Source organism: Prevotella aurantiaca (assembly GCF_015262605.1).
In the GTDB taxonomy this organism is placed as follows: Bacteria; Bacteroidota; Bacteroidia; order Bacteroidales; family Bacteroidaceae; genus Prevotella; species Prevotella aurantiaca.
Window position 1 is genome coordinate 1 of the sequence record NZ_JABZSJ010000084.1, and the last position, 7,888, is coordinate 7,888.

Annotated in this window: 7 protein-coding genes; 3 read left to right on the plus strand and 4 right to left on the minus strand. The window is 34.2% G+C overall.

All coding sequences use genetic code 11. The features are described from left to right. Window positions 1–165 precede the first annotated feature (165 nt). From rny to HXN26_RS10520, 4 genes are all read right to left on the minus strand, one after another. Window positions 166–1,704, minus strand: a complete 1,539-nt coding sequence (rny, locus tag HXN26_RS10505; RefSeq protein ID WP_273161176.1) for a ribonuclease Y — start codon at window positions 1,702–1,704, stop codon at window positions 166–168. Window positions 1,705–1,734: 30 nt separating this feature from the next. Then, window positions 1,735–2,028 carry a cell division protein ZapA gene (locus tag HXN26_RS10510; RefSeq protein WP_024998361.1) on the minus strand — a complete coding sequence of 98 codons (294 nt, stop codon included), beginning with the start codon at window positions 2,026–2,028 and terminating at the stop codon, window positions 1,735–1,737. Between the two features lie 11 nt (window positions 2,029–2,039). After that, a complete protein-coding gene (locus HXN26_RS10515) occupies window positions 2,040–2,333 on the minus strand; it encodes a hypothetical protein (protein ID WP_273161180.1) in 294 nt (97 codons plus the stop codon). Between the two features lie 93 nt (window positions 2,334–2,426). Then, window positions 2,427–3,062 (minus strand): hypothetical protein, encoded by a 636-nt coding sequence (locus HXN26_RS10520; protein WP_273161182.1) that lies wholly within the window; start codon window positions 3,060–3,062, stop codon window positions 2,427–2,429. Window positions 3,063–3,931: 869 nt separating this feature from the next. Between HXN26_RS10520 and rfbA the strand changes: the two genes are divergently transcribed. The 3 genes from rfbA to HXN26_RS10535 all read left to right on the plus strand — a co-directional run bounded on the left by rfbA (window position 3,932) and on the right by HXN26_RS10535 (window position 7,829). Then, a complete protein-coding gene (gene rfbA, locus HXN26_RS10525) occupies window positions 3,932–4,819 on the plus strand; it encodes a glucose-1-phosphate thymidylyltransferase RfbA (protein WP_273161184.1) in 888 nt (295 codons plus the stop codon). 12 nt (window positions 4,820–4,831) lie between these two features. Continuing rightward, a complete protein-coding gene (locus HXN26_RS10530) occupies window positions 4,832–7,336 on the plus strand; it encodes a GumC family protein (RefSeq protein ID WP_273161185.1) in 2,505 nt (834 codons plus the stop codon). A gap of 70 nt (window positions 7,337–7,406) precedes the next feature. After that, on the plus strand, window positions 7,407–7,829 hold the full coding sequence (locus HXN26_RS10535; RefSeq protein WP_273161186.1) for a BT0820 family HAD-type phosphatase: 423 nt from the start codon (window positions 7,407–7,409) through the stop codon (window positions 7,827–7,829). Window positions 7,830–7,888: the final 59 nt, after the last annotated feature.

Below are 7,888 nucleotides of genomic sequence, written 5' to 3' on the forward strand. Positions count from 1 at the left end.
TTACAGGATAATATACTATGAATCAGGATAATATTAGGTTTTTAAGGGAGGACTATGTATGATGATAATAATAGAATTGTCTTTACGTTAGTATAAACAAAAAGCGAATTGTTCAAAAAGAACAATTCGCTTTTATTTTTTGTATCTTAACCAAAAAAACGTTGTTTATTTTGCGTAAGAAACACTGCGTGTCTCGCGGATAACAGTTATCTTTACTTGCCCAGGATAAGTCATTTCGTTTTGAATCTTTTCTGCAATTTCACTACTTAATTGCTCGCTTTGAACATCGTCCATCTTATCAGCACCAACAATAACACGGAGTTCTCGACCTGCTTGTATTGCATAAGTCTTTGTTACGCCTGGATAACTCATTGCAATTGCTTCCAAATCGTTTAGACGTTTGATATATGCTTCTACAATTTCACGACGTGCCCCTGGACGTGCTCCAGAAATAGCATCACATACTTGAACAATTGGAGCAATAAGACTTGTCATCCCTATTTCATCGTGGTGTGCAGCAATTGCGTTGCAAATTTCAGGTTTCTCTTTAAACTTCTCTGCAATACGTCCTCCGTATAATGCGTGAGGAAGTTCAGTTTCTTCATCTGGCACTTTACCTATATCGTGTAATAAACCTGCACGCTTTGCTTTCTTAGGATTAAGCCCAAGTTCACTCGCCATAATGCCACAAAGATTTGCAGTTTCACGCGCATGTTGAAGGAGGTTTTGTCCGTATGAAGAACGATATTTCATTTTACCGACAATACGAATTAACTCTGGATGTAATCCGTGAATACCTAAATCTATGGCTGTACGTTTACCAGTTTCAATAATTTCATTGTCTAATTGCTTCTTGACTTTCGCCACTACTTCTTCGATTCGAGCAGGGTGAATACGACCATCAGATACCAATTGGTGAAGTGCCAAACGACAAATTTCACGTCTTACAGGGTCAAAACCTGAAATTACAATTGCTTCAGGGGTATCATCAACCACAATTTCAACACCTGTGGCAGCTTCAAGGGCACGAATGTTACGACCTTCACGGCCAATGATTCTACCTTTTACTTCGTCGCTTTCAATATGGAATACGCTAACAGAATTTTCGATAGCAGTTTCTGTCGCAACACGTTGAATAGTTTGAATAACTATCTTCTTAGCTTGTTGGTTAGCATTTAGTTTTGCTTCATCAACTATTTCGTTGATATATGATGCTGCATTAAGTTTCGCCTGGTCTTTCAGACTTTCTACAAGACGATTCTTTGCTTCTTCAGCACTTAAGCCTGAAAGTTCTTCAAGCTTTGCGCGTTCTAATTCTTTTTGCTTTTCTAATTCTTGTTCCTTAACCATCAGCAACTTTTTATCGTTGTCAATACGTTGTTGCTGCTGTTCAACTTCTTGTTTGCGACGATTCATTTCGTCTAAACGTTGGTTCAAAGTAATCTCTTTCTGTTTTAAACGATTTTCGTTTTGTTGAAACTTATGATTTCTCTGTTGAACCTCTTTTTCGAGTTCACTTTTTTTGTTAAGGAACTTCTCTTTAACCTCAAGTAGTTTCTTTTCTTTCAATACCTCTGTGTCCTTTTCAGCTTTCGCCATAGCATCTTTGTATTGACTATCAATAATATAGCGGAATACAGCGTAGCCAATGATGAAACCTACTACAAGACATACGATAGGTATGATTATTGTTATCAGATTCATTTAATTATTTATAATGTTTATTTATCTTGGTTATTTCTTTAGTGCTTCTTCTATCTCTAAAGTGAGTTTGCCAAGAATATCGTTGAATGGTGCAGTATCGTTTCGTGCGCCTTCCTTTTTATAGTGAAGTGCAATGTCTAACATTGCCATATATAAAATGTCTTTGTCGCTTTTCTTGCCTTTAAAATAGGTTGCATATGTATTTACAGTGTCAGTAATTAGTTTTGATGCAGCACGGTAATACTCTTCGTCTTCACGAGGAATATTTACCGATAATTCTGTATCGTATACATGCAATCTTATATGCAATTTATCGTCTGCCATTCAATTCTAGGTTATTTTTCACTAATGAGAGTGATGCACTTGTTTACATCGCGGATAAGTTTTGATATACGTTTCTGAGCTCCTTCCATATCGCTATCAGAAATTTCTATCATCTTAGCTATTCTTAATGAATTATAGTCGCTTTGCGCTTGTTTCAGCTGTGCTTCAAGTTTTGCAATTTCTTTTTCACGCTGGTCCACCAAATCATACAACTCGTTATTTTCTTTTTTTATCTCTTCATATTGAAGGATCATTTGTCTAACACGAGTCGCAAAAGTATTTAGTGTCTTTTCATTCGCATTCATTTTTCTCCATCATTTTGGCTACAAATTTACGTTAAAGTTTTAATTTAACAAAATTTCCAACCAATTTTTTCTATTCAACGACGGAACTATCTTTTATTTTGTTGTTGCTTCGTCACCATTCTGCTTAGGTTCTTTCTTTGCTAACAGAACGATTTGATAGACAAATTCAGTTGCCCATTGACGTGAAAAACCTAGACGTTGTGATAATTGACGAACTGACATAACAGTTTTAATGACCCCAGGATCTGAATAATCGTTCTTGGTATAAATATCATTAATTGTCTTTTCTGTCATTGTATAGATGATTTTTTTAAAGAAACCTGGTACGCGAAGTTTAAACTTCATCAAGTTTCCAATAAGCATCATTAAATCTTGTGAGTAAGCTTGGAATTGATAAAGATATCCTTGTGCATCTTGTATTTTCTTACAGTTCTTTTTGATGCTGGCATCTACTTCATCAAAGAACAAATCGCTAGTCCCATATAGGTTCTTCATCGTTTTTCTTACACTATTCTTTTCGCCAACTCCTAATTTATTATTAACAGTTGGTACACGGAAAGTTTGTTTGTAAGTGCGAAGGTCGGGCAACATCGTTAAATTTGTAATGCCTAATCTTGCAGCAAGGGCTGCTTGGAAGTAAACACGTACTAAAGTCATATAGTCGTTCATACCGCCAACCTTTTCCTGCTCTTTGTTATTTCCTTTAAATATTTTAGAAAATATTCCCATTTTAGTTCATGAATGAATTTTATTACTAATAGAGTCTATACTCTTTTGCGCTTGCAAAGTTAAGAAAATAAAATAAGATTTATGATAATAAGCATATTTTTTTTGATTCTTGTACCATTAATAGTTTAGTTTGAATAGATAAATTTCCTATCGGTTTTATATTAGCTTTTAGAAGGAAAAAGTATTTTTAAAACATTTTTGAAACAAATATTTAGAAAGTAATAAAATGGTTTAATACTTATACTTAACTTGCTGTGTTATAAGCAAAGATATATTCTGCCCCTCTGATTATATGTAGTAAGCTTTTAATGAAAGATAATTACTAACGAAAATGTAATTACGTTTTATAAAATTCGTAATTACATTTTTCTAATTTTTAATTACTTTTTTATCTTACATGAAATACAAATAACAAATTATGATTTGTGTACTTTTATTGGTTAAATTTCTTCCATTTATTTCCTTGTTTTTTGAGGTGTTATTATTATAAAAATATAAAGTTCTTAGCTTCTTTTGTTGATGGTGTTTTGTTTATAGATATCTGTTCCTGTATTTGCGTTTTGCTTTATTGTCTTTAGTCGGATGATAGAAACTTTTAAGAAGAAGTTTGTCTTTATGCTATTTGATGTAAAAAGTTTTAGTGTGCAGTAACATTTTTTATAATAGATGCATTGAATATCAATTAAATTGATTACCTTTGCGAACAATAAACAGAATAACTCAGAATTGAATGAGGGATGATAAATATTTGCGAGTAGCTATTGGAATATTTTTAAGAAATGTGAAGATTGAGGAAAGCGTATTGTTTACTTGTTCTGACTGGGCGTAAAATCAACATAAATTAAGTATCTTAAATAAAAAAAACAAGTATGAAAGGTATTGTTCTTGCAGGAGGTTCAGGTACTCGCCTTTATCCAATCACAAAAGGCATAAGTAAACAGTTGATACCTATTTATGATAAACCAATGATATATTATCCGATTTCTGTATTGATGCTTGCAGGCATAAAGGAAATATTGATTATATCAACACCATACGATTTGCCAGGATTTAAACGCCTTTTGGGAGATGGTCATGAGTTAGGAGTAAGTTTTGAATATGCAGAACAACCCTCTCCTGATGGATTGGCGCAAGCTTTTATCATCGGCGAGAAGTTTATTGGTGATGATTCTGTTTGTTTAGTGTTAGGTGATAATATTTTTTATGGAGCAGGATTCACTGGATTATTGGAAGAGAGTGTAAAGAATGCCGAGGAAGATGGAAATGCCACTGTATTTGGTTATTTTGTTAATGATCCAGAACGCTATGGAGTAGCAGAATTTGATAAAGTAGGAAATTGTCTTAGCATAGAAGAGAAACCAGAACATCCAAAAAGTAATTATGCTGTAGTAGGATTGTATTTTTACCCAAATAGTGTTGTTGAAATTGCAAAAAATATTAAGCCATCAGCAAGGGGAGAATTAGAAATAACCACAGTTAATCAAGAATACTTGGCAAAGCAAGAATTAAAGGTACAGACATTGCAGCGAGGCTTTGCATGGTTGGATACAGGTACACATAATAGTCTGTCAGAAGCTAGTACATTCATAGAGTGTATAGAAAAGCGTCAAGGTTTAAAGATTGCTTGTCTTGAAGAAATTGCTTACAAAAAAGGTTGGATAAGCAACCAACAACTTAGAGAAAATGCTGAGATAATGAAGAAAAATGAGTATGGTCAATATCTTCTTTCTCTCGTAGACAACAATATCAATGAATAGAATAGTCTTATTATGATAGAAGAAAAGAAGAACGCAGAAAAAGAATACGTACATGAAGAAAACGAGAAATCGTTTATCAATTTTGAGTTAATCTATCGTACAGTAATCCTTAATTGGTATTGGTTCATACTTTCCATAATTATTTGTGTAGGTTTGGCAGCTATTTACTTGCGCTATACAACACCTACTTACCAAACAGTTGCAAAGTTACTTATCAAAGAACAAGAGAATAGTAAAAGATCTGGTGTCAAGTATTCAACAAATCTTGGAATTATGTCTAATTCTGAAGGTATAGAGAATGAAGTGGAAATACTTGGTTCAAGATCTCTTGCACAAGAAGCTGTACGCGATTTAAAACTTTATGCAACTTATACAACAAAGGGTAGGTTGAAGACCATTACATATTATGGAGATCAGCCCTTAAATGTTGATATTGACGGCGAGCACTTAGATCGTTTGAATAGACCTATAGAACTTTCAATCAAACGCGATAGTAATACTCTTATTTTATCGGGCAGTTATTCTGTTCCAATAAATGAACGTGATGCTGAAGGTCCATTTGTATTAAATCGCAAGTTCTATTCGTTGCCTCATACTATAGTTACTCGTGCAGGAACCATTACGATTAGTTCAAATCGTGGCAGAAACTTACGTAAGGGTGAAGAAATGAATGTTACATTACAATCACCTAAAGATGCTTGTGGTAAATATGTTAGTGATTTGCAAATAACACGAGGTTCACAAGGAACGAGTATTGCATTTCTTAAGATGGTTGATGAAAATCCCAATCGAAGCATTGACTATTTAAAGCAACTTATTGTTGCATACAACCGTCAAGCAAACGAAGATAAGAATACGATAGCACTGAGTACAGAGCGTTTTATAAGCTCTCGTCTTAGTAAAATTAGCCAAGAATTAGGTGTAACGGAAGGAAAACTGCAAAGCTATAAGCAGCAGAATGGTGTGGTAGAACAACAATTGAATGCTGCAAGTAGTTTCTCTAATCAAACAGTGACTGAACAGAAACTTACTGAGATTGAAACTCAAATTCAACTCTTTAATAGTGTTGCTTCAGAAGTGAAGAACTCTTCTAAAGATTTCTCACAAGTAATTCCTTCAGATGTAGGTTTGAGCGATGCCACTGCATCAAGTCTTATCAATAAGTATAACGAATTAGTGTTGGAACGAAATCGTCTTCTTCGTAGTGCTTCGGTAAACTCACCTGTAGTAGAACCTCTCACAGACCAAGTAAGAATACTCAATGCAAATATCCGTCGTGCTATTGAAACTGCACGTAATAATTTGCAAATTCAAAAAGATGCTATTGTTGGACAATTTAATAAGTATAATTCGCAAGTATCTGAAGCTCCTAAACAAGAAAGAATGATACAATCTATCGATCGTGAGCATGAAGTTATGTCCAGCTTGTTCTCTATGTTATTACAAAAACGTGAAGAGAATAGCATGTCTCTTTCTGCAATAGTTGATAAAGGCAAGCTAATAGATGAACCACAATTTGCGGGTATTGTTAGTCCAAATACACAAATGATTTATCTTATTGCTTTAGCAATTGGTCTTCTTCTACCTGCACTTATTTTGTTCCTTATCCAACTCTTTAGATATAAGATTGAAGGACATGACGATGTGGCTCGACTTACTAAGTTGCCAATTATTGCTGACGTTCCTGTTGCGAGCAATGCTGCAAAGGGTAAGGCTGATATTGTAGTACACGAAAACCAAAATAACCAAATGGAAGAAGTCTTCCGAGCAATGCGTACAAATATACAATTTGTTTTGGAAGAGAATCAGAAGGTTGTTCTCTTCACTTCTTCAACTTCTGGTGAAGGTAAGACCTTTACGGCAGCTAACCTTGCTGTTAGTTTCGCATTGCTAGGAAAGAAAGTAGTGTTTGTTGGTTTGGATATTCGTAGACCTCGTCTTGCTGAACAGTTTAAAATAAATGACCATAAGCATGGTATCACTAACTTGTTAGTGAAAAACGATCTGACTTTAGAAGACTTGAAGGAACAAATTATTCCATCTGGTGTGAATGACCACTTAGACCTGTTGATGGCTGGACCTATACCTCCTAATCCAACAGAATTGATATCACGCCAATCTTTGAATACAGTATTCTATTTCTTACGTCAAGAATATGACTATGTAATAGTCGATACTGCTCCTGTCGGACTTGTTACTGATACATTACAAATTGGTAGAATTGTAGACGCAACCATTTATATGTGTCGCGCAGATTATACATTGAAATCGTCTTTCAGTATGATAAATGCACTTTCAGAAGAAAAGAAACTTCCAAAGATGAATATTGTTCTGAATGGTGTTGATATGTCTAAAAAGAAGTATGGTTACTACTACGGATATGGACGTTATGGTAAGTATGGACGTTATGGTCAAGGAAAATACGGCAATTATGGTACATATGGAAACTATGGAAGTTTTGGAAACTATAGGAGTAGTAAGTATGGAAATAAAGAGGATAATTCTATAAAACGATAACGATAAAAATGATGTACAAGAAGTGTGTCAGCGTTTATACATTGTCACACTTCTTTTTCTTTATGCAATTATGATTATAGCAGTAGATTTTGACGGAACAATTGTAGAACATAAGTATCCTAAAATTGGAAATGAAGTACCATTTGCAACAGATACTTTAAAAGAATTGATAAAAGACGGACACCAACTAATACTTTGGAGTGTAAGAGAAGATGATTTATTACAAGAAGCAGTAGATTGGTGTCATAACCACGGAGTTGATTTTTGGGCTGTTAATAAAGATTATCCTGAAGAAGAGCAGTCTAAGAATAATCATTTCTCAAGAAAATTAAAAGTTGATATGTTTATTGACGACCGAAATGTTGGTGGATTACCTGATTGGGGTACCATTTATCATATGATAAAACATAATGAAACTTGGGAAAGTATGCGTTATAATAATAGTTCTGTCTACCAAGAACCTAAAAGAAAAAAACATTGGTGGAATTTTTAGTTGATTTTTGGCGTAATGGACATTTGGTAGGCTGAAAGCTCACGGAACGCTTTTATTTA

What these genes read in the sequence shown, in the direction of transcription:
- rny (WP_273161176.1), bottom strand. Translation starts at nt 1,704, where the DNA reads ATGAATCTGATAACAATAATCATACCTATCGTATGTCTTGTAGTAGGT.
- HXN26_RS10510 (WP_024998361.1), bottom strand. Translation starts at nt 2,028, where the DNA reads ATGGCAGACGATAAATTGCATATAAGATTGCATGTATACGATACAGAA.
- HXN26_RS10515 (WP_273161180.1), bottom strand. Translation starts at nt 2,333, where the DNA reads ATGAATGCGAATGAAAAGACACTAAATACTTTTGCGACTCGTGTTAGA.
- HXN26_RS10520 (WP_273161182.1), bottom strand. Translation starts at nt 3,062, where the DNA reads ATGGGAATATTTTCTAAAATATTTAAAGGAAATAACAAAGAGCAGGAA.
- rfbA (WP_273161184.1), top strand. Translation starts at nt 3,932, where the DNA reads ATGAAAGGTATTGTTCTTGCAGGAGGTTCAGGTACTCGCCTTTATCCA.
- HXN26_RS10530 (WP_273161185.1), top strand. Translation starts at nt 4,832, where the DNA reads ATGATAGAAGAAAAGAAGAACGCAGAAAAAGAATACGTACATGAAGAA.
- HXN26_RS10535 (WP_273161186.1), top strand. Translation starts at nt 7,407, where the DNA reads ATGATTATAGCAGTAGATTTTGACGGAACAATTGTAGAACATAAGTAT.